The organism is Trinickia fusca, from assembly GCF_003628145.1.
Lineage (GTDB): Bacteria > Pseudomonadota > Gammaproteobacteria > Burkholderiales > Burkholderiaceae > Trinickia > Trinickia fusca.
The window spans coordinates 100,523-120,391 of sequence record NZ_RBZV01000004.1 but is presented as its reverse complement, the minus strand read 5'-3'; the positions used below and the strand labels follow the sequence as shown (position 1 = coordinate 120,391).

13 protein-coding genes are annotated in these 19,869 nt (G+C 62.9%); 9 read left to right on the top strand and 4 right to left on the bottom strand.

The window, feature by feature from the left end; genetic code table 11:
* Positions 1-182 precede the first annotated feature (182 nt).
* From D7S89_RS12515 to D7S89_RS12500, 4 genes are all read left to right on the top strand, one after another.
* The gene (locus D7S89_RS12515; RefSeq protein WP_121278017.1) at positions 183-3,377 is read left to right on the top strand and encodes an efflux RND transporter permease subunit; all 3,195 of its coding nucleotides are present in this window, start codon (positions 183-185) and stop codon (positions 3,375-3,377) included.
* Positions 3,367-4,539, top strand: coding sequence for an efflux RND transporter periplasmic adaptor subunit (locus tag D7S89_RS12510; RefSeq protein WP_121278016.1), 1,173 nt, complete (start codon positions 3,367-3,369; stop codon positions 4,537-4,539). Before D7S89_RS12515 ends, D7S89_RS12510 begins: the two co-directional genes overlap by 11 nt.
* On the top strand, positions 4,532-5,983 hold the full coding sequence (locus D7S89_RS12505) for an efflux transporter outer membrane subunit (RefSeq protein WP_121278015.1): 1,452 nt from the start codon (positions 4,532-4,534) through the stop codon (positions 5,981-5,983). The genes D7S89_RS12510 and D7S89_RS12505 overlap by 8 nt, the downstream gene beginning before the upstream one ends.
* Before the next feature lie 132 nt (positions 5,984-6,115).
* Positions 6,116-6,382 carry a DUF4148 domain-containing protein gene (locus tag D7S89_RS12500; RefSeq protein WP_245982847.1) on the top strand — a complete coding sequence of 89 codons (267 nt, stop codon included), beginning with the start codon at positions 6,116-6,118 and terminating at the stop codon, positions 6,380-6,382.
* A gap of 8 nt (positions 6,383-6,390) precedes the next feature.
* Here D7S89_RS12500 and D7S89_RS12495 read toward each other — a convergent pair whose 3' ends face one another.
* Genes D7S89_RS12495 through D7S89_RS12485 form a run of 3 tightly spaced genes read right to left on the bottom strand, consistent with a single transcriptional unit; the run spans position 6,391 to position 9,293 of the window.
* Entirely contained in the window at positions 6,391-7,125 is a 735-nt protein-coding gene (locus D7S89_RS12495) for a winged helix-turn-helix domain-containing protein (RefSeq protein WP_121278014.1), read from the bottom strand.
* 52 nt (positions 7,126-7,177) lie between these two features.
* Positions 7,178-8,608, bottom strand: a complete 1,431-nt coding sequence (locus D7S89_RS12490) for a sensor histidine kinase (RefSeq protein WP_121278013.1) — start codon at positions 8,606-8,608, stop codon at positions 7,178-7,180.
* 7 nt (positions 8,609-8,615) lie between these two features.
* A complete protein-coding gene (locus D7S89_RS12485; protein WP_121278012.1) occupies positions 8,616-9,293 on the bottom strand; it encodes a response regulator transcription factor in 678 nt (225 codons plus the stop codon).
* Positions 9,294-9,668: 375 nt separating this feature from the next.
* Between D7S89_RS12485 and D7S89_RS12480 the strand changes: the two genes are divergently transcribed.
* The 3 genes from D7S89_RS12480 to D7S89_RS12470 all read left to right on the top strand — a co-directional run bounded on the left by D7S89_RS12480 (position 9,669) and on the right by D7S89_RS12470 (position 15,210).
* The gene (locus tag D7S89_RS12480) at positions 9,669-10,286 is read left to right on the top strand and encodes a response regulator transcription factor (protein ID WP_121278011.1); all 618 of its coding nucleotides are present in this window, start codon (positions 9,669-9,671) and stop codon (positions 10,284-10,286) included.
* Between the two features lie 17 nt (positions 10,287-10,303).
* Complete coding sequence (locus D7S89_RS12475; protein ID WP_121278010.1) at positions 10,304-13,648, top strand: ATP-binding protein; 3,345 nt, start codon at positions 10,304-10,306, stop codon at positions 13,646-13,648.
* Between the two features lie 134 nt (positions 13,649-13,782).
* Entirely contained in the window at positions 13,783-15,210 is a 1,428-nt protein-coding gene (locus D7S89_RS12470) for an MFS transporter (RefSeq protein WP_121278009.1), read from the top strand.
* A 235-nt stretch (positions 15,211-15,445) separates the two neighbouring features.
* Here the strand turns inward: D7S89_RS12470 and D7S89_RS12465 are convergent, their stop codons facing one another.
* Entirely contained in the window at positions 15,446-16,135 is a 690-nt protein-coding gene (locus D7S89_RS12465) for a response regulator (protein WP_121278008.1), read from the bottom strand.
* A 187-nt stretch (positions 16,136-16,322) separates the two neighbouring features.
* On the opposite strand from D7S89_RS12465, the gene D7S89_RS12460 reads away from it, so the two are divergent.
* Both D7S89_RS12460 and D7S89_RS12455 read left to right on the top strand, forming a co-directional pair.
* On the top strand, positions 16,323-17,525 hold the full coding sequence (locus tag D7S89_RS12460) for an MFS transporter (RefSeq protein WP_183085174.1): 1,203 nt from the start codon (positions 16,323-16,325) through the stop codon (positions 17,523-17,525).
* 812 nt (positions 17,526-18,337) lie between these two features.
* On the top strand, positions 18,338-19,855 hold the full coding sequence (locus D7S89_RS12455; protein ID WP_121278006.1) for a hypothetical protein: 1,518 nt from the start codon (positions 18,338-18,340) through the stop codon (positions 19,853-19,855).
* Positions 19,856-19,869: the final 14 nt, after the last annotated feature.

The window sequence follows — 19,869 nt, the reverse complement described above, 5'->3', positions numbered from 1 at the left end:
GGCAGCCGCCGCGCGTTTCGCTTTCATCCCACGTTGGCGCACCGCGATGCCGAAGGTGTTGCGGACATCACCGGCTCCCGCTCAAGAAATTCGTTCCGCCTCGTCCGCGCGGACTTTCGCTTCCGGGCATGGGCACGCCATGCCCGCGTGGATCGCCCAGCATCTCCGACTGGAACCCCAACATGCAGAAATTAGTCCGGTTAGCCCTGATCCGGCCCTACACCTTCATCGTGCTGGCGATGTTGATCGTCATCGCCGGCTTGCTTGCGATCCTGCGTGCGCCGACGGACATCTTCCCCGACATCCGCATTCCCGTCGTCAGCGTCGTGTGGAGCTATACGGGCCTCGAACCCGAGAGCATGTCGGGGCGCATCGTGACGTACTACGAGCGCGTGCTCGGCACGACGGTCAACGACGTGCAGCACATCGAATCGCAATCGTTCCGCGGCAGCGGGGTCGTCAAGATCTTCTTTCAGCCGACCGTCGATATCCGCACGGCAACCGCCCAGGTCACGTCCATTTCGCAGACCGTGCTGAAGCAAATGCCGCCCGGTACGACACCGCCGATGATTCTGAACTACAGCGCGTCGACCGTGCCGGTATTGCAGCTGGCCGTGACCAGCGACACGCTCGACGAGCAGAAGCTCGGCGACTACGCGACGAATTTCATCCGGCCGGCGTTGCTCAGCGTGCCGGGGGTCGGCATACCGTTCCCTTACGGCGGCAAGAACCGGCAGATCCAGATGGATCTGGATCCGCAGGCCTTGCAGGAGAAAGGCCTTTCCGCCCAGGACGTCGCGCAAGCGCTGGCCGCACAGAATCAGATCATTCCCGCGGGCACGCAGAAAATCGGCCGCTTCGAATACAACGTCGAGCTCAACAACAGCCCTCGCGCCGTCGAGGAGTTCAACGCGCTGCCGATCAAGACGGTCAACGGCGCGACCATTTACATGCGCGATGTTGCGCACGTGCGCGACGGCTATCCGCCGCAAATGAACGTCGTGCGCGTGGATGGTCACCGCGCCGTGCTCATGACCATTTTGAAGACCGGCTCGGCCTCGACGCTCGACATCATCAATGGCGTGAAGGCGCGGCTGCCGCGCATTCAGGAAACGCTGCCGCCGAGCGTCAAGATCGTCACGATGGGCGATCAGTCGACGTTCGTCAAAGGCGCCGTCAGCGGTGTCGCGCGCGAAGGCATCATCGCGGCCGCGCTCACATCGTTGATGATTTTGCTGTTTCTCGGCAGTGCGCGCTCGACGCTGATCATCGCATCGTCGATTCCCCTTGCGGTGCTCGCCGCGATTGCCGCGCTGGCGGCTCAGGGGGAGACGCTCAACGTGATGACGCTCGGCGGGCTCGCGCTGGCGGTCGGCATTCTCGTCGACGACGCGACCGTCACGATCGAGAACATCAATTGGCACCTCGAGCACGGTAAAGACGTGCATAGCGCGATCATCGACGGCGCGAAGCAGATCGTCATGCCGGCCTTCGTTTCGCTGCTGTGTATTTGCATCGTGTTCGTGCCCATGCTGTTCCTGCACGGTATCGCGAACTTTTTGTTCGTGCCGATGGCCAAGGCGGTCATCTACGCGATGGTGGCATCGTTCCTCCTGTCGCGCACGTTCGTGCCGATGATGGCGCATTACCTGCTGCGTCCGCACGTTCACCACGATCGCGCGCCGGGCGCGCCAGCGCCCTCGCGCAATCCGCTCGTGCGTTTTCAGCGAGCTTTCGAGGCGCGCTTCGAGCGTCTGCGACATGCCTACGTCGCGACGCTCTCGCATGCGCTCGCGCGTCGCAAGCCCGTCGTCACCGGCTTCATCATCGTCGTCGCGCTTTCGTCCTTGCTCGTGCCCTGGCTGGGCCAGGACTTCTTTCCGCAAATCGATGCCGGGGCCATCGTGATGCACGTGCGTGCGCCGATCGGTACGCGCATCGAGGAGACGGCCGCGCTGTTCGATCAGATCGAGCAGACGGTGCGACAGACGATCCCGCGTCAGCAGCTGGCGAGCATCGTCGACAACATCGGTCTGCCTTTCAGCGCTATCAACCAGAGCTACAACAACAGCGGCACCACCGGTGCGCAAGACGGCGACGTGACGATCTCGCTGACGCGCGATCACGCGCCGACGGCCGACTACGTGAGCCGGCTGCGGGAGACGCTGACGCGCGCGTTTCCGGGCGTCACGTTCGCCTTCCTGCCGGCGGACATGGTCAGTCAGATTCTGAATTTCGGTGCGCCCGCCCCGATCGATATTCAGGTTGCGGGCCCCGACCAAGGCGGCAACCGCCGGTACGCCACTGAGCTCCTGCGACGCATCAAGAGCGTGCCCGGTATCGCGGATGCGCGCATTCAACAGGTGCCCGCCTACCCGAACCTGACGGTCTCCGTAGACAGGTCCCGTGCCGATCAGCTCGGCATCACGGAGCAAGACGTCACCAACGCGCTCGTCGCGAGCCTGTCGGGCACGAGCCAGGTGTCGCCGACATTCTGGCTCGATCCCAAATCCGGCGTGTCGTATCCGGTCGTCGCGCAAACGCCGGAACACCGCGTGACGACGCTCTCCGAACTGCGCAATTTGCCCGTGACGGCCAAGAGCGGCGCGCGCCAGGTTCTTGGCGGCATTGCCTCCATCGAGCGGGGCGTCGGCAGCAACGTCATCTCGCACTACGACATCGCACCCGTCATCGACGTGTTCGCCACGACGCAAGGCCGCGATCTCGGCGCCGTTTCTGCCGATATCGAGCGTGCCATCCATGCGATGGCCAAGCAGGTGCCGAATGGGTCGACCGTGACCCTGCGCGGGCAAGTGCAAACGATGAACGACGCCTTCACCGGACTGCTGCTCGGCATCGTCGCCGCGATCGTGCTCGTCTACCTGCTGATCGTCGTCAACTTCCATTCCTGGGCGGATGCGTTCGTCATCGTCAGCGCGCTGCCCGCCGCGCTGGCGGGGATCGTCTGGATGCTGTTCACGACCCAGACGCCGCTTTCCGTTCCCGCGTTGACGGGCGCGATCCTGTGCATGGGCGTGGCCACGGCGAACAGCATCCTCGTCGTCAGCTTCGCGCGCGAACGGCTCGCCGTCACCTGCGACGCGTTGCAGGCCGCCATGGAAGCGGGCGCGACACGCTTTCGCCCGGTCTTGATGACCGCGCTCGCGATGATCATCGGCATGGCGCCGATGGCGCTCGGCCTCGGCGAAGGCGGCGAACAGAATGCGCCGCTCGGACGCGCCGTGATCGGCGGTCTCGTCTGCGCCACGATCGCCACGCTCGTCCTCGTTCCGATCGTCTTCAGCCTCGTGCATCGCAAGAGCGACGCCTCCCACTCATCGCCCGTTTCCGAACCAGGAGCTACTCATGTCCTCTGAAATCGACTTCGCTGCGCGCAAGCATCCTGCTCGCTTCAAGTACACCACCATCAGCGTCGTGGTCGTAGCTGCATTGATCGTTACCACAGGCATCGCTAGCCGGGTCCACGCCAAGAGCACACTCGCGGCCGCCGCCGCCGAGCTGGCCATTCCCACGGTCGCCGCGCACGTGCCCGTGCGCTCGGGCGCAGCGCAGCCGCTCGAATTGCCCGGACGGCTCGAAGCGTTCGTCAATGCGGCGATCTATGCGCGCGTGCCCGGCTATCTGAAGACGTGGTACGCCGATATCGGCGCGTCGGTGAAGCAAGGCCAGCTGCTCGCCGTCATCGACACGCCGGAGCTCGACCAGCAGTTCCAACAAGCCAGGGCCGATCTGCGCAACGCGGTTGCCAACGAGCAGCTTGCGGAGACGACGGCGCGGCGCTGGAAGCAACTGCTCGACACCGATTCGGTTTCGAAGCAAGAGGCTGACGAGAAGTGCGCAGACCTCGTCGCCAAGCGGGCGAACGTCGCAGCCAACGAGGCCAACGTGCGACGCCTCGAAGCGCTCGAGTCGTTCAAGCGCATCACCGCGCCGTTCGATGGCACGGTGACGGCTCGGCGAACCGATGTCGGCGCACTCATCGATACCGGCGCCGACCAAGGGCGTGAGCTGTTCACGGTATCCGACTCGCGTCGGCTGCGTCTCTATGTGAACGTGCCTCAGCAGCTCGCCACGTCGATCAAGCCGGGCATGACCGTGACGCTGACCGTGCCCGAGCGCCCCGGCAAGACATTCTCGGCGACGTTGACGTCCACCGATGGATCGATCGCTTCGTCATCGGGCACCTTGCTCGCCCAATTGCTCGTCGACAATGCCGCCGGCGAACTGCTGCCAGGCGAATACGCGAGCGTGCGCTTCTCGCTGCCGTCCGATGCGAACGCCATGCGTATTCCGGCGAGCGCGCTGATCTTCCGCAAAGCCGGCTTGCAAGTGGCGGTCGTCGGTAGCGACGACCGTGTCACGCTCAAGCCCGTCACCGTGGCCACCGACTTCGGCTCCCAGGTGGAAATCGCCTCCGGCCTCGATGCGCAGGACCGGGTCATCGACAACCCACCCGACTCGCTCGCGTCCGGCGATCGCGTGCAACTGGCGACGAAGGAGGAACGGGCTCATGTCTGATCCCCGCGCTCGTCTCGCGCTCGCTGTCCTGACGGTCTTCAGCTTGAGTGCGTGCTCATGGGCACCCACCTATCGGGTGCCGGACGTCTCGGTGCCCGCCACTTTCAAGGAGGGCGGTCAATGGCAAACGGCTCGGCCGGCGGACCGCATTGCGCGCGATGCCTGGTGGTCGATCTACGAGGACCCGGTGCTCGATGGCCTCGAAACTCGCGTTGGGACGGCCAACCCCGATCTGGCCGCGGCCCTCGCACGCCACGACGAGGCGCTGGCTTATTTGGCACAAGCTCGCTCAGGCTGGTATCCGAAGCTTGGCTCGGGCGCCGACGTGACGCTCAATCGTCAGTCCGCGGGTAAGCCGTTGCGCGGCACGGGCCAGCCGAATGTCTACGGCTCTCACACACTTGGGCTCGCGCTCTCCTATGACCTCGATCTGTGGGGCAAGGTGCGTAACGAAGTCGCGGCGGGGCGGGCAGACGCGGACGCGGCCGCCGCCGATCTTGCCTCGGTGCGGCTCAGCCTCCAGGCTACGCTGGCGAAGACGTATTTCACGCTGCGCGGGCTCGACGAGCAACAGTCCCTGCTCGAGGATACGGTCGCCGCATACGAGCGAGCGCTTCGATTGACGATGAACCGTCATGCTGCCGGCATCGACTCGGCACTGGACGTCTCTCGCGCCCAGGCACAGCTGGCATCGGCACGCGCGGCGGACGACGATCTGAAGGCCCGCCGTGCGCTCAGCGAGCACGCAATCGCTGCGCTCGTCGGCGAGACGGCTTCGACCTTCGCGGTCGAGCGCGCGGCCATCGAGGCTCGTTTGCCCGCGATTCCAGTCGGTGTCCCGGCCGCACTGCTCGAGCGACGGCCCGACATCGCCGCAGCCGAGCGTCGCGTCGCGGCCGCAAACGCACAGATCGGCGTCGCGCGGGCCGCGTTCTTTCCCGACCTGACGCTGGGCATCGCAGGCGGATTCCAAAGCGCCACGCTGTCTCCCTGGCTTGCGGCGCCCAACGAGCTGTGGTCGCTTGGGCCGCAGCTGGCGCTGACGTTGTTCGACGGCGGCCTGCGCAGCGCAGTCACGGATCGTGCGCGCGCCGAGCTCGCGGAGAATGGTGCCAAGTACAAGGCGACCGTCCTGAACGCATTCCGGGAAGTCGAAGACAACCTCGCGCTCGGGCAGCATCTCGGCGACGAGGCGCAACGCGAGCAGGAAGCGCTCGATGCCTCGAACCAGGCATTGCGACTGTCGATGTCGCGCTACCGTGACGGCGCGGTCAGCTATCTCGACGTCGTGACGGCACAAACCACCCAACTGCAAGCCCAGACGGTAACCGTCGAATTGAAGACACGCCGTCTGCTCGCCTCGGTTGGCCTGATCGAGGCACTCGGAGGTGGCTGGTCGGCCCCTCGTACCGAACCGGCGAGTGCTTCGTCACCCACCCTCTAAATTTTTTTTAATGTTCGGCTCACGTGCCCGCAGCGGGCCGACGCTTATTCTCACTATCAACCGAATCGGGAAGCCGATCTTCCTGCTCTCGAATCCGGTTATTTCTTCAACTAACGTTTAGGATTCCATATCATGAAAAAGATGATGATCGCCCTGTCCGTCATTGCTGCCGCTACGTCGACCGCCGCGTTCGCTCAATCGGAGGGCGGCCTCTATCAAGCGCCCCAGGCAGCCGTCCAAGGCACCGCCGTGACGAAGGCGCAAGCTGACGCCGCGGCGGTCCCGTATGGCGATACGTTGAAGGGGAAGACGCGTGCCGAAGTCTATCAAGAGCTCGTTCAAGCCGAACAGGACGGTTCGCTCGAGCGTCTGAACACCACCCTCTACAAGAATCCGTAAGGCGGGGCTCACGCATGCGTGGGCTGCCGATATTCCGAGCGCCGTGTGGCGGGAGGCGGCGGCAGCAGCACGATGCGGTACCCGTGATGGCTGACCGTGTCGATCCTCACCCGCGGCAGGTCGCGCGCGAGCTTGCGACGCAGCCGGGACACGATGAAATTGACGCTGGCCGGGTCCGCATCGTCCGATTCGGGCCATGCGTAACCGATCAACTGCGCGCGCGACACGGGGACACCCGGCTCGCGCAACAGGCATTCGATCACCATGAATTCGCGCTGCGTCAGTGCGATACGCCGGTCATCAGACCGGAGCTCGCGCGTCTTCGCATCGAGTTCGAGCAAATCGTGTTGCGCGATGCCGGCGTCACGATTCTGCGCGAGGCGCAGGCGGCGCAGTGCTTGCAGGTGCTCGTGCAACTCGAGAAACGAATGCGGCTGGCTGAAGCAGGCATCCGCGCCCGCACGCAGTATGCGTGAGCGATCACGAGCGGTGGAGGGCCCCAGCAGGGCAACCAGTATGGCGCCGCGACCGGCGACCGACAGCGGCTCCACGGCGGCAAGCAGAGACGGATACGTGGACGGCTCGAGCGCCATCACGATGAGGAAATTGAAATATTCCTGCCCGGCGAGAAAAACGCCGTCACGGATTTCTTCGATGCGTTGTACGCTGTGCGCGCTTTCACGCAGTGCGTGTTCGAGCCAGTCGGACTCTGGCTGCCGGCGGGAGATGAACAGTGTGCGCATTCGAAGGTGTTCCTGCTATCGTCAAGTGGTTCAGTCGCTCGGGAGGTCGCGGTTACGCGAGCGTGTGGCACCACGATTCGACCGTCACGCGCGTACCGGGTGCCGCGTCCTCGATACGGATCGAAAAGTCGTGCAGTCTCGCTACGGCGGATACGACGCTGAGCCCCAGCCCCGAACCCGCGATGTGGCGCGCGCTGTCGGCCCGATAGAAGCGTTGCAGGACGGCCTCGCGTTCGTGCGGCGCGATGCCGATGCCGCTGTCGATCACGTCGACGCGGGCCCCCGCGGGCGTGTGCTTGAGTACCACGCGCACCGTGCCGCCGTCGGGCGTGAACTTGATGGCGTTATCGATCAAATTGACGAACATTTCGAACAACAGAGCACGATCGCCGTGAACCGGCTCTACCCGCTCCTGTTCGATCGCAAAGCCGATTGACCGGTTTTCCGCGACCGGCTCGTAGAGTTCGCCTACCTCCGCGAGGATCGTGTCGAGCTGCACGGATGCAAACCCGCCCTGACGTTGCAACGCGCCGATCTCCGAGATACGCAGCATCGCTTGAAAGCGGGCCAGCAGACTGTCTGTTTCGACGCTTGCCCGGGCGATGAGCGTCGACATCGCCTCGTCGCCGATCACATTCGATCGCTCGGTGGCGCGTGCGAGCACGCCGTGCAGGTGTGCAAGCGGCGTGCGCAAGTCGTGAGCGATACCGTCGCATGCCACCTTGACCTCGTTCATCAGCCGCTCCACTTCGTCGAGCATGTGATTGACGAGCTGCGCCAGCATGTCGAGTTCGTCCCGGCCGCCGACGGGCAAGCGTTGCGCGAGATCGCCGTGCGAAATGCGCTTGGTCACGCGCCTGAGTTCTTTCACTCGACGGAGCAAACGTAAACTCAACGCGTAGCCGCCGGCCACACCCGCGAGCAGACACAACAGCCCGCCGCCAATCAGCGATTCGATGACCGTTTTACGAAATTCCCGTACGGCGGCCAGGCTGCGGGCGATGACGAGCATGCTTCCGTCCGCGCGTTTGCGCGCCATGGCGCGTACGACGGGCGGCTGATCTTCAGGCATCACCGACAGTGTCCGATCGAGCGTCTCGCCCGACGCAACGGCGGCTACGTCCGACGGAAGCGTCGTGATGTCGCCGGCGAGATGCCGGCCGTCCGGCCCAAACAGGCCGTAGTAGTTCATGTGCAAGCGGGTGCCCGCGTATGACGGTCGCGTATGCTCGCGCTCGAGTCGGGCGGCAATCGCGTCTCGCAGCGCGCTGTCCGGCAGCGCGTCGAAGTAAAGGAACTGCCAACCGAGTACCGCGTCCGTCTTGCTCTGCATATCGGTCACCACGGCCCCGCCGATGAAGCCGAGCAGCAGCAGCACCGACAGCGAGAAGATGACGGCGTACAGCGACAGCAGCCATGACGTCGTCGAGTGCCAGCGACCAAGCCGCGGAGCCTTGGCAGGTGAGGTGGCGAGCGCTTTCATTCGAGCCTCAGGCAAGACGGTAACCGGAGCCGCGCACGGTCTGGATCAGCGGCGCGCTACCCGTGGGCTCGATCTTCGCCCGCAGTCTGCGCATATGAACGTCGATCACGTTCGTGCCAGGATCGAAGCGATAGCCCCATACCGCCTCGAACAACATGCTGCGTGTAATCGTCTGGTGCGCGTTGCGCATCATGAATTCGAGCACGCGATACTCGGTGGGCAGCAACGTGATTTCCTTGCCGTCGCGCCGCGCTTGGCGCGTGATCAGATCGAGCGCGAGCGGCCCCACCTGCAATGCCGTCTCGGTAGGGGCGGGCGACGATTGCGTGCGGCGCAACAGTACCTCGATGCGCGCCATCAGCTCGTCGGGATCGAACGGCTTGGTCAGGTAGTCGTCGCCACCTGCGCGCAGGCCACGCACACGGTTGTCGACGTCGCTGAGCGCACTCACCATCAGGACAGGCGTTTGGACACCGATGCCGCGCATCGCCGTCACGATCATGAGCCCGTCGATTCCCGGCAGCATCCGGTCGAGCGTGACGATGTCGTATTCGTCCTTGATTGCCCGCGCCAGTCCCTCCCGGCCATCGGGACACCATACGGTGCTGAAGCCTCGATCCGTCAATGGCGCGGCAATATCGGCGGCGGCAATTTCGTCGTCTTCTATGATCAGTACACGGGACATGGGTTGCTTTGCAGGCAAAAAGCGGTGGGTGGCACCGCATCTTCGTGATTGCGGCGCACTCGTCCATCGGCAGATTCGGACAACGGGAATTGTCACAAAATAACCCTTTGCGCGTAACGTCCCAGGCGACGATTGGGTAAGGTCGGGTCGCAATTGGGAAGTTTCCGATGAAGACCTCGCTCGCGTTGCTCGACGTCTTGGCTTCTAACCCTGCTACTGTCTCGATGCACGATGGGGCGGTACGAGTTTTGGGACGAGGTCACGGCTCGTCTGACGCGTGCGCTATCGTAAAATGACGGCTCTACCGTTCCGCGAACGTCTTCATCATCACCGGCGCGGGGCCGCTCGAGTCGTTCTCTTGCAAAGGAGTTGTCAATGCATCGTGTCGTGCTCGTCGACGACCACCCCGCCATGGTCTTCGCGCTGACCAGTATTCTCGAGCGTGAGCCCGACATGAAAGTCGTCGGTTCCGCCAACGACGGCAGCGAGGGCTTGAAGTGCTATCGGGAATTGCGGCCGGATCTGTTGATCATCGATCTCGACATTCCCGGTCTCAACGGCTTCGATCTGATCCGGCGCGTGCGAGCCACCGACGACGTCGTCAAGATTCTCGTCATGTCTTCCTATCCGCCCGAGTTGCACGCGGTGCGCTGCCAGGCGGTCGGCGCGAACGGCTACGTGAGCAAGAGCGAGGATGCGTCGCACATCGCCAGCGCGGCCAGAGCGGCGGTAGCGGGATTCAATTGCTTTCCGGCGATCGTCAACGCGGCCGCCGCGGGCGAGTCTGCCGAGGGGCCGCTCGCCATGCTGACGGAGCGCGAACGCGCCGTGCTGCGCTACCTCGCGCAAGGCCGCAGCAACAAGGAAATCGGCGAAACGCTCTCGCTGAGCAACAAAACCATCAGCACGCACAAGAGCAATATTCTGGCGAAGCTCGGCTTGACGAACGTCGTCGATCTGGCGGCTTTCGCCAAGGCGCATCACCTCATTTAGCGAACGAGCGAACGTTGATGATTCGTTGCCGATCGAGCTTGCTTGCGTGGATCTGGGTCGTCGCGTCGGCGCTTTGCCTACCGGGCGAGGCGTGGCCGGCGCCGGCCATACAGCTGGTCTCGCATTGGCACGACGAAGTGCCTGCACTGCGTCTGTCGAACACGCAGCGCGAATGGCTGGCGCGGCATCATGGCGTGCTGCGCGTAGGCGTGGTAGCGACCGACGAGGCCGGGCCGCTCGACATGATCGACGGCGCGGGCAATTACGAGGGCATTTCTGCCGAGTATCTGGGCATCGTCGAAGCGGCGCTGCGTGTGCGCGTCGAAGTGGCCGCTTTTGCCGACCGTCGCGCATTGATCGAGGCGCTGCAACAGGGCCGAATCGACATCGCGACCGCGGCACGGCGCTCGCGTGACGGCCCACGTCTGAGCTATAGCGAGCCGTATTTGGGCAACAAGTTCGTCGTTGCGACACGGGCGGACAATCCGAACTATGCGATTCGCGCTGATGCTGGCGATCATGTACTCGCGTACGAAAAAGGTTCGGTGAACGAAGCTTTTCTCGAACGCGCCTACCCCGATATGCGCTTGCTGGCGCTGCCGTCATTGTCGGCCGCGCTCGACGCGGTGGCATTCGGGCAGGCACAGGCCTGCTTGGGTAACGCGACGATCATCAGCTATCTGATCGAGCAGCGCCAGCTGTTGAACGTCAGTGTGACGAATTTTGCGCCCGTTCATGTCGATGAGTTCCGCTTTGCGTCCGCAAGCGGCAACGAGGCGTTGGTGCAATTGCTGGACAACGCGCTGAGCGGAATATCGAGCGAAGTCAAGGCCGTGATCCGCACGCGTTGGGAGGGGCTCGGCGCACATTACGCGTTCAAGGGAACGTTGGTTCTGACACCCGCCGAACGCGCATGGATCGCGCAGCACCCGGTCGTCAAGTACCAGGTGACCCACGACCATCCGCCGTTCGTCATCGACAACGAAGATGGCACGGTGATGGGGTTCGGCGTCGATCTGCTGGACCTGATCGCCGCGCAAACGGGCCTGCGATTCCAGCCTGTCCTCGCCGACATCGATATCGATGCTTCGCGCGCGAACCGGGGCGACACGACGATGCTGATCGCTTCCGTGCCCGGCGAAGCGGCACTGCGTGACTGGCGATGGTCGCAGCCTTATTCGTCGACGCCCGACGTGATCGTTGCGCGCCCGGGGCGCGAGTACCGCGACCTGGCGTCGCTGCGGGGCATGAAGATTGCATTGGGGCCGCACCTGACGAAGCGCAACACGGCGTTGGAAGGGCTCGGGGTCTCGGTGGTTGCCGCGCACGACATTTGGTCCGCGGCCAGTCTCGTCGCGGCGGGCAAGGCCGACGCGCTGGTCACGAACCTTGCTACCGCCAATTACATCATCAGCACGCAGTTTCGCTCGAGCCTGGCCATCGTCGGCCGCACGGGCATGCCGAATGCCGGTGTGGCCTTTGCTGTCCGGCCTGGGGACGCCGCGCTCGTCGCGATTCTCGACAAGGCGTTGGCCGCGATTCCGCTGACGCGCATGGACCAGTTGCATAACCGGTGGCAGTTCTCGCGTCACGCGCTGACGACGTGGGACCGGCGGCGGCCTCTCATTTTGATGCTCATACTGGGCGCGGTGTCGCTGGCTGCGCTGTTCTTCGTTTGGAATCACGCGCTACGCAGGCAGATCAGGCGGCGAAAGGCGGCGGAGGCCGACATGCGGGCTGCGATGCGGTCCGCCGAAGATGCGAACCGGGCCAAGTCGACGTTTCTCGCCACGATGAGCCACGAAATCCGCACGCCGATGAATGCGGTGCTCGGCGTGCTGGAGCTGCTCAGAGAGACGCGCGGAACGGTTGACGCGCAGTCCGAGTCGATCGACGCGGCGCATGATTCGGCGCGCGCGCTGCTGTCGCTGATCGAGGACATTCTCGATTTGTCCAAGATCGAGTCGGGCAAGCTCGAATTATCAGCTGAGCCGACCGATTGCGACGCGCTCGTGCGCAGCGTCGCGACGGTGTTCGGCGGACTTGCGCGGCAGAAGCACCTTCGCTTGAACGTGCACGTCGACAGTCCGCAACGTCTCGGCGCGCTGATCGACCCCGTGCGCTTGCGTCAGATTCTGAGCAACCTGCTGTCGAATGCCGTGAAGTTCACCGAGGCTGGGGAGGTTTCGCTGATCGCCACGATCCGGCAAGACGAGCGCGAGCATGAGCAGGTTCGCATCGATCTTCGCATCTCCGATACCGGCATCGGCATTTCGACGGAAGACCAGGCGAAGCTGTTCCAGCCGTTTGCCCAGGCTGACGCGACGGTCGCCGTGCGATTCGGCGGCAGCGGCCTGGGCCTGTCGATTTGCCGGCGGCTCGTCGAGCTGATGGGCGGCACGTTGACGTTGGCGAGCGCACCGGGCGAGGGGACGACCATCGACATTGCGTTGCGCGTGCCTCACGCCATGCTTGGCAAGGCACAAGAGTTGAACGCCGAGCCCGTCGGTAGCTTGCGTGACGCATTCTCCTCCCGCTCGGCGTTGATCGTCGACGACCATCCGGCCAATCGATTCGTGCTGTCGCGTCAGCTCGCGTATCTGGGTTTCGGCGTGACCTGCGCGGAAGGTGCGCGCGAGGCTTTGGCACGTTGGTCATCCGGGCAGTTCGACGTCGTCATGACCGATTGCTTCATGCCGGACATGACCGGTTATGAGCTGACGCGCGAGCTTCGCGCCGCGGAGGCCGCATCGGGCCGTGATAGGACCATCGTGATCGGCTGCACCGCCAACGTGCAACAGGAAACCTTGCACGCGGGGCTCGACGCCGGCATGGACCTGTGCGTCACGAAGCCCTTGGGGCTCGCCATGCTTGCCAACCAGTTGTCGGCCTTGCTCGGTCATCCGTCGCCGCTGCGGCCGTCGCCAGGAGAAGAACAGCAGCCTGCGCACCTGCAACATCCGATCGATGCACGGGCAACGATCGAGGGCTGGATCGATTCCTCGGCGATCGAGCGGATCGTGGGCGGCGATACGTCGTCGGAGATCAAGCTGCTCAGCATGATTGCGAAAGCGAACCGCGACGATCTCGTCGTGTTGCGGCAGGCGGTTGCCGACGACGATCGCTCGCGTTTCAGCGCCGCGTTGCATCACCTGCGCGGCGGGATTCGGCTGATCGGCGCATCGGTGCTCGAAGGAGCATGCCGCGAAGCGGAGCATCGGGAGCGGGACGGCCTGCCGCTGCAGGCGCTGGCGCAAGCGATCGTCGCCGATGTCGAGCGGCTCGACGACATGCTCGAGAGGCGGATGGCGGCATTGCGTCCGGGTGCATGCGGGAAGCAGCAGCCCGCGGGCACTGTCTGAAATGATCGCGCGCGGGTCGTCTGCGTGGGCAATCTCCAACTGGGCGGCTCAGTAGCCATTTAGAATCCAGATTCCCTCCACCGTGCTTCTTCGCGGCCGGCATATCAATCAAAACCACAGGAGACGCGAACCCTATGGCTTCGACCCAACCTCTCCCGCAAACCTCCGCGGCGATGCTGCCCGACGCCACGCTCGATGCCGGCTCCATTGGGGCGAGGCTCGATCGTTTGCCCGCCACGCGGAGTATCTGGAAATACGTCGTACTGCTGAGTCTGGGTTTTTTCTTCGAGCTGTACGACCTGCTCTATAGCGGCTATATCGCTCCAGGCCTCGTCAAGAGCGGCGTGCTGACGGTGACGACGCACGGCCTGTTCGGCACGACCGGCGTGGCCAGTTTCATCGCCGCATTGTTCGCGGGCCTATTCATCGGAACGATCGCATGCGGCTTTCTTGCCGATCGATTCGGGCGCCGCGCGATTTTCACGTGGTCGCTGCTGTGGTACACGGCCGCCAACGTCGTGATGGCATTCCAGGACACCGCGGGTGCGCTCAATTTCTGGCGTTTCGTCGTGGGGCTGGGGCTTGGCGTGGAGATGGTGACGATCGGCACATACATCTCCGAGCTCGTGCCGAAGCGCATTCGTGGGCGTGCGTTTGCGTGCGAGCAGGCGGTCGGTTTTTCCGCCGTGCCGGTGGTCGCGTTTCTCGCCTATCTGCTCGTGCCGCACTCGCCGCTTGGGCTCGACGGTTGGCGTTGGGTCGTGTTGATCGGTGCGCACGGTGCGATCTTCGTCTGGTGGATTCGCCGCGCGCTGCCGGAGAGTCCGCGTTGGCTGGCGCAGCAAGGCCGCGTCGAGGAAGCGGACCGCGTGCTGCGTATGCTCGAGGCCAAGGTCGAGGCCGAGTACGGTCGTCCGTTGCCGCTTCCCGCACCCGCTGAGCCGGTGGCCGGGCACGGCGGCTTCAAGGACATGTGGGTGCCGCCGTATCGGACGCGCACGCTGATGCTGACCATCTTCAATGTGTTTCAGACGGTCGGGTTCTACGGGTTCGCGAACTGGGTGCCGACACTGCTGATCAAACAAGGCATCACGATTACGACGAGCCTCATGTACTCGAGCCTGATCGCGCTGGCCGCGCCGGTTGGGCCGCTGATCGGGCTCTTGATCGCCGACCGGTTCGAGCGCAAGTCCGTCATCGTGGCGATGTCGGGCACAGCGATCGTCTGTGGGCTGCTGTTCAGTCACAGCTTCGCGGCATGGGCACTCGTGGCGCTCGGCATCGGGCTCACGCTCGCGAACAACATCATGTCGTACAGCTTCCACGCCTATCAGGCCGAACTGTTTCCGACGGCGCTGCGCGCACGGGCGGTCGGCTTCGTCTACTCATGGAGCCGATTCTCGGCGATCTTCACGTCGTTTGCGATTGCTGCGGTATTGAAGGGCTTCGGGACGGCCGGCGTGTTCGTGTTCGTTGCCGGCGCAATGGCGATCGTCATGGCGGTGATCGGGTTCCTCGGGCCGAGAACCAAGGGCTTGGCGCTGGAGCGGATTTCGCGTTGAGCGGCGCGGGGCTTGGGCGGCATGCGCCGCCCTTTCGTTTGGTGGCTCGGCGCGGCCGCCCCACCTTGGCGAGCAACGTTCGCCTATTGCATCGTGCGGCGCTCACCGCCTCGTGCCGGCTCGCAACGGATTGTCTTCCTGCTGAACGCGCAATGCGTTCAGGGCGCCTCAGCGGCGTGCAATAGCAGGACTGAGCGTGTCCCGGGTTGCCGCCAGCGCCAGCGGCCGGCGAGTATCAGCTCCAGCGCCGGCTGCCGGCCTGACGCCCGAACCTCTCTTTCAGGAACAGCGCCAGACTGAGGTCGTCGGGCAGATGCAGTTTGCGCATCGCGCTGCGCTTGTGCGTGCTGATCGTTCTTCTGCTGCGATTGAGCCGATCCGCCGTTTGCGTGACGGTGAGGCCCGTCGCCATGTGCCGGAGCACTTCCATTTCGTTGGGGGACAGCCGCTCGTCGTCGACCCATGGCTCGGCGGCCTGGACGGCACCGTTGCGCACGACCAGAAAATCCTTCGGTGAACTCATGGAACGGCGGACCGCCTCCGCAATCATCGACAAGTCGACGGACTTTTCGACGAACGCGTTCGCTCCCGCCCGGTAACACACGCTTTCGAAGTCGTTCGCCGGAGCGGCGGAAAACACGATGATCGCGAGTGAAGGTGCGTGCAAGCGCAATCGCTTGACGAACGACGCACCGTCGAGGCGGTCGTTCGGCATATGAAAATCGACCAGCGCCGCATCGCACGCGCCGCGACCGACGACATCGAAGAGTTCGTCGGCAGTCGATGTACTGGCCACGATCTCCAGATCGGTAGCGCCGCGGAAATAGCTGGAGATGCTGAATGCGACGACGGGATGATCATCGAGCAGCGCGACCCGGATGCGATGCTTGGGGCGGGACATCAAGAGGATTTGATGGTTCGTCATATAGGGCGCTAGCGTGCCTTTTTGAAAGTCCTATCTTTTCACACCTTAAAACGGCTTTCTTCGATTCGCCGTTCAAACCAACGTTTTCCTCGTTCGTCTGGGAAAGTTCCCATTCCGATTGACCTAGTCTTAGTGAGCTATTAATGATGAAATGCATTCCAAGCGACTACCTACATCCTTCACCTACATGACATTCTGGTTCCCCGTCTTCCTCGTCCTGTTCGAATTCGCCACCTACGTTTCCAACGACATGTCGCTGCCCGCGATGCCGACCGTGGTCCGCGAGTTCGGCGCGGGGCCGGGCCAGATCACCTTGGCGCTTACCGTATCGCTGCTTGGCAATGTCGCGCTGCAGTGGCTGCTCGGCCCGTTGTCGGACCACAAGGGACGGCGCATCGTCATGCTCTCCGGTGTGGCCTTGTTCGTGCTGTCTTGCTCGGCCATGTACTGGTCCGAGTCGATGCCCTCGTTCATTGCGCTGCGCTTCGTGCAGGGCATGGGGGTGGCATTCGTGGCGGCGGTTGGCTATCCCGCCGTTCATGAGGCGTTCGACGAGGTGAAGGCAGTCGAGACCATCGCCTTGATGGCGAGCGTCGCGTTGTTTGCTCCGCTGATCGGCCCTGTTCTCGGCGCGCTCGTACTCGAAGTCGCGCCCTGGCGGACGATCTTCGCGCTGATCGCCGTGGTCGGCGCGGTGGCTGGGTTGGGCATGGCGAAGCACATGCCCGAAACGGCCTCGGTGACGAGCGAGCGCCTATCGTTGTGCACGATTGCGCGGACTTACCGGCGCCTGCTCGGCGAAACGGCGTTGATCCGCGCCGCGTTCGCCATCGGTGCGCTTGCTATTCCGTTCATGACGTGGATCGCGCTGGGGCCTGTCATTTTCATGACGAATCGACATCTCGGGCCGCTTGCCTATGCGTGGCGACAATTGCCCGTCATCGGCGCGATGAGTGTGAGTTGCCTGATCGCCGGGCAACTGGCCAGCCGCATTTCGTTGGGTCGTCTCGCCGCGGGTGGGCTCACGGTCGTCGGCGCAGGTGCCGGCGTCATGGTGGCGGGCCGCCTGCTCGGTGAGGGTTTTACGAGTGCGGTGCCGGGCTTCGTCGTCTACGCGGCAGGGCTCGGTGCGAGCTATACGGCACTCTATCGATTGGCATTGTTCTCGAGCGATGCGCCGAAAGGCGGGGTTGCCGCGATGATCAACTCGATTTTATTGCTGACGATGGTGGTGGGCGTGGAAAGTTTGAAGCGGGTCTATCTTTGCTATGGCGACTGGCCGTTGGTCGTTGCCTGCGCGGGGATCATCGCTTTCGGTTGCTATGTCGGCGCGGCGTTTCTGATGAAGCGGTTGGATATTGTGCCGAAGCAAGCGGTCTTGGATTACTGAGTTCGTCGTTCAGGATTGCTTCAAATACTGGTCCTCGACCTCGACACTTCGACGTGCCGACCTAGGGTACGAGAGCGGTCGCGCCTTTGCGGCAGAATCAGCCATCCGATGCTGCGATGATGTCTCTCGCCAATGGGGACGCGCGCCCAATGGAAGATGCGGTCATCACCGTCAGCGTTGCTAAGGCGGACAGGGCGAGGATATGCTTCGAGCGTTAATCAACATAGATAGGGCTGCTTTTCTTATGGAATTTTCCCGGATTCACCAGGAAGCGGCTGGCCTCGAATTGGGCCGCGCGTAACGTAGCATTCAAGGGTTATCGATTTTGCAGACGCATTAAAGTCGGACCCGATAACGGTTCGCATCGATGCCCCGCAGTGCTGCAGCGCACCGCCAGTCCCGCCATTGCGCGCCTCACCCCTCCCCCCAAAAACACTTGGGGCGCTTTGCGCATTCAGCAGGAACGACCATCCGGCAGTCCGCTGTGTCCCAAGCATTTTCAGTGCATAAAGCGACTGTCTGCGCCAGCTCCCAGCATTGCCGAGCACCAGGGGGACCATTCGACCGGAGATTCGCCAGTAGTTGGCATTGAAATTAGGCGAACTCAATGCGAGAACTCATGTCGTCATTCAGTCTGAATTGTCGACATCAGCTGCGATTAATTGGCAGGTTGGGATCAACAATTCGCGTCTCCAAAATCTATTGTCAATGTAGCCGTCTTTCGAGGCCAGCCCGATAGATAGCGGCTGGCCTTCGAAAACGGCTCGTCGCCCGTTACTCGACGGCTCGCAGCCGTTAAGGAAACTCCTCAAATGTCGAATGCCTGCCGTTCCCCAAGATTACATGCCATCTCATGCTTCATTTTGATGGCAATTATTCGCACCGGATGGGCTATGCAGCCACAACCGTTGCCGCCCGATCCGCCTGCAGTGCTCTATCGTTACGACGACCGCGGCCCGGACATCGTCTTCGACCAAGGGTTCTCATCGGTCGGTCGCGATATGAATCTCCTCAACCACGTCCTGGGGGTGGGCATGTACAGGGCTGCAAGCAGTGAAGCTGAGGCCCGACGCTCAAGCGCGTTCGTCGCCACCACCGCCAGAGAATCGGTCGTGCGACGTATGGCGCGGGGGCGGTTGCAACCCACGCCCGGAGATATTGGGGAGCGGCGGGTGTGGATTTATGTGATACGCGCAACCAATCGCTTCTTTGGCGTAATCAGGAGCCTGCAACGTGCGATGGATCGCATGGAAGATTGCGAGCTCACAGGACAGCTTCAGGCAAGAGTATTGACGCTCGATGGCGCCATGAATACCGCGAGGGGAGAATCGGAATGGGTTGCGTATCGATACATTCCGCCGACCCTCATTAGTCACGCAACACAATATCGGCTCGCCGCCGACGGACATGAGATTGAAGCGGTGCCGAATACTCGTGTCGACAACCCGAGATACATCCCGGCCGATACGCATGGCAACACCACGCCATGGTTCATCGACGCGCTTCCCAACCCCGCCACAACCGTCGCATACCGCGTCTACAATCAAGCCCGGGCAGCCGCTATGAGCCTCCAGGACAGATTGCGCAACGCTACTTTTGGTGCTCAATTCTGTGGGATTCCGGCAAGTTCGAGCCGGTCGGAACGTTCCGTAAGCGAGGCTCCACCGGATAGCGAAATCGACGCGGAAATCGATCGTGTTACCGAGATCGTGCTCGGTGATGAACTGCATGATCGAGCCAACTCCAGAGTCTGTGCAATTCTTCCATTTCAAACCTCCACGTTACCGGACTCGTCGCCGGGAAGCGGCACTTGCGAGGATCCGGAGGCCATCGGCTTATCCAAGCTGCCGGTCGGCTACGCATGGGTAGACGATCAAATCGTCCCCACGACAGTACCGTGGGCATCGTGGAACGTGGATGACGCTCATGGCATAAAGAACCGTCCAATATTTTGCAAGATCGATCCGGGTCTCGCGAAACACAATGTGCTGAATGTAATGTGCGAGAAAAACGAGCAATTCACCGATTTTGTCATTCAATTAAAGGCGACATCGGGGTGGGATGTGATCAACATAGATTTCCGCGGTAAGACGGGGTCTCCTGGAGTCGAGCTCGATCCGACGCAAATCCCGCTTGGGGAGTTCGGTGGCGGTTGGCAACCTCGGATGCTGGCCGACGTTGCGCATGGCAATCCAAGAAGGCAAGATCAGATGATTCAGGAGGTTTTCAATACGCGAGATTGGAATGCCTCTATAATCGTCGCGCCCGTTTATACCCCGGAAGGGGATGCCCACCCCGCACCTTGGATACATGATGAGTTGCGGTTTTGATTGATTCTTTTCCG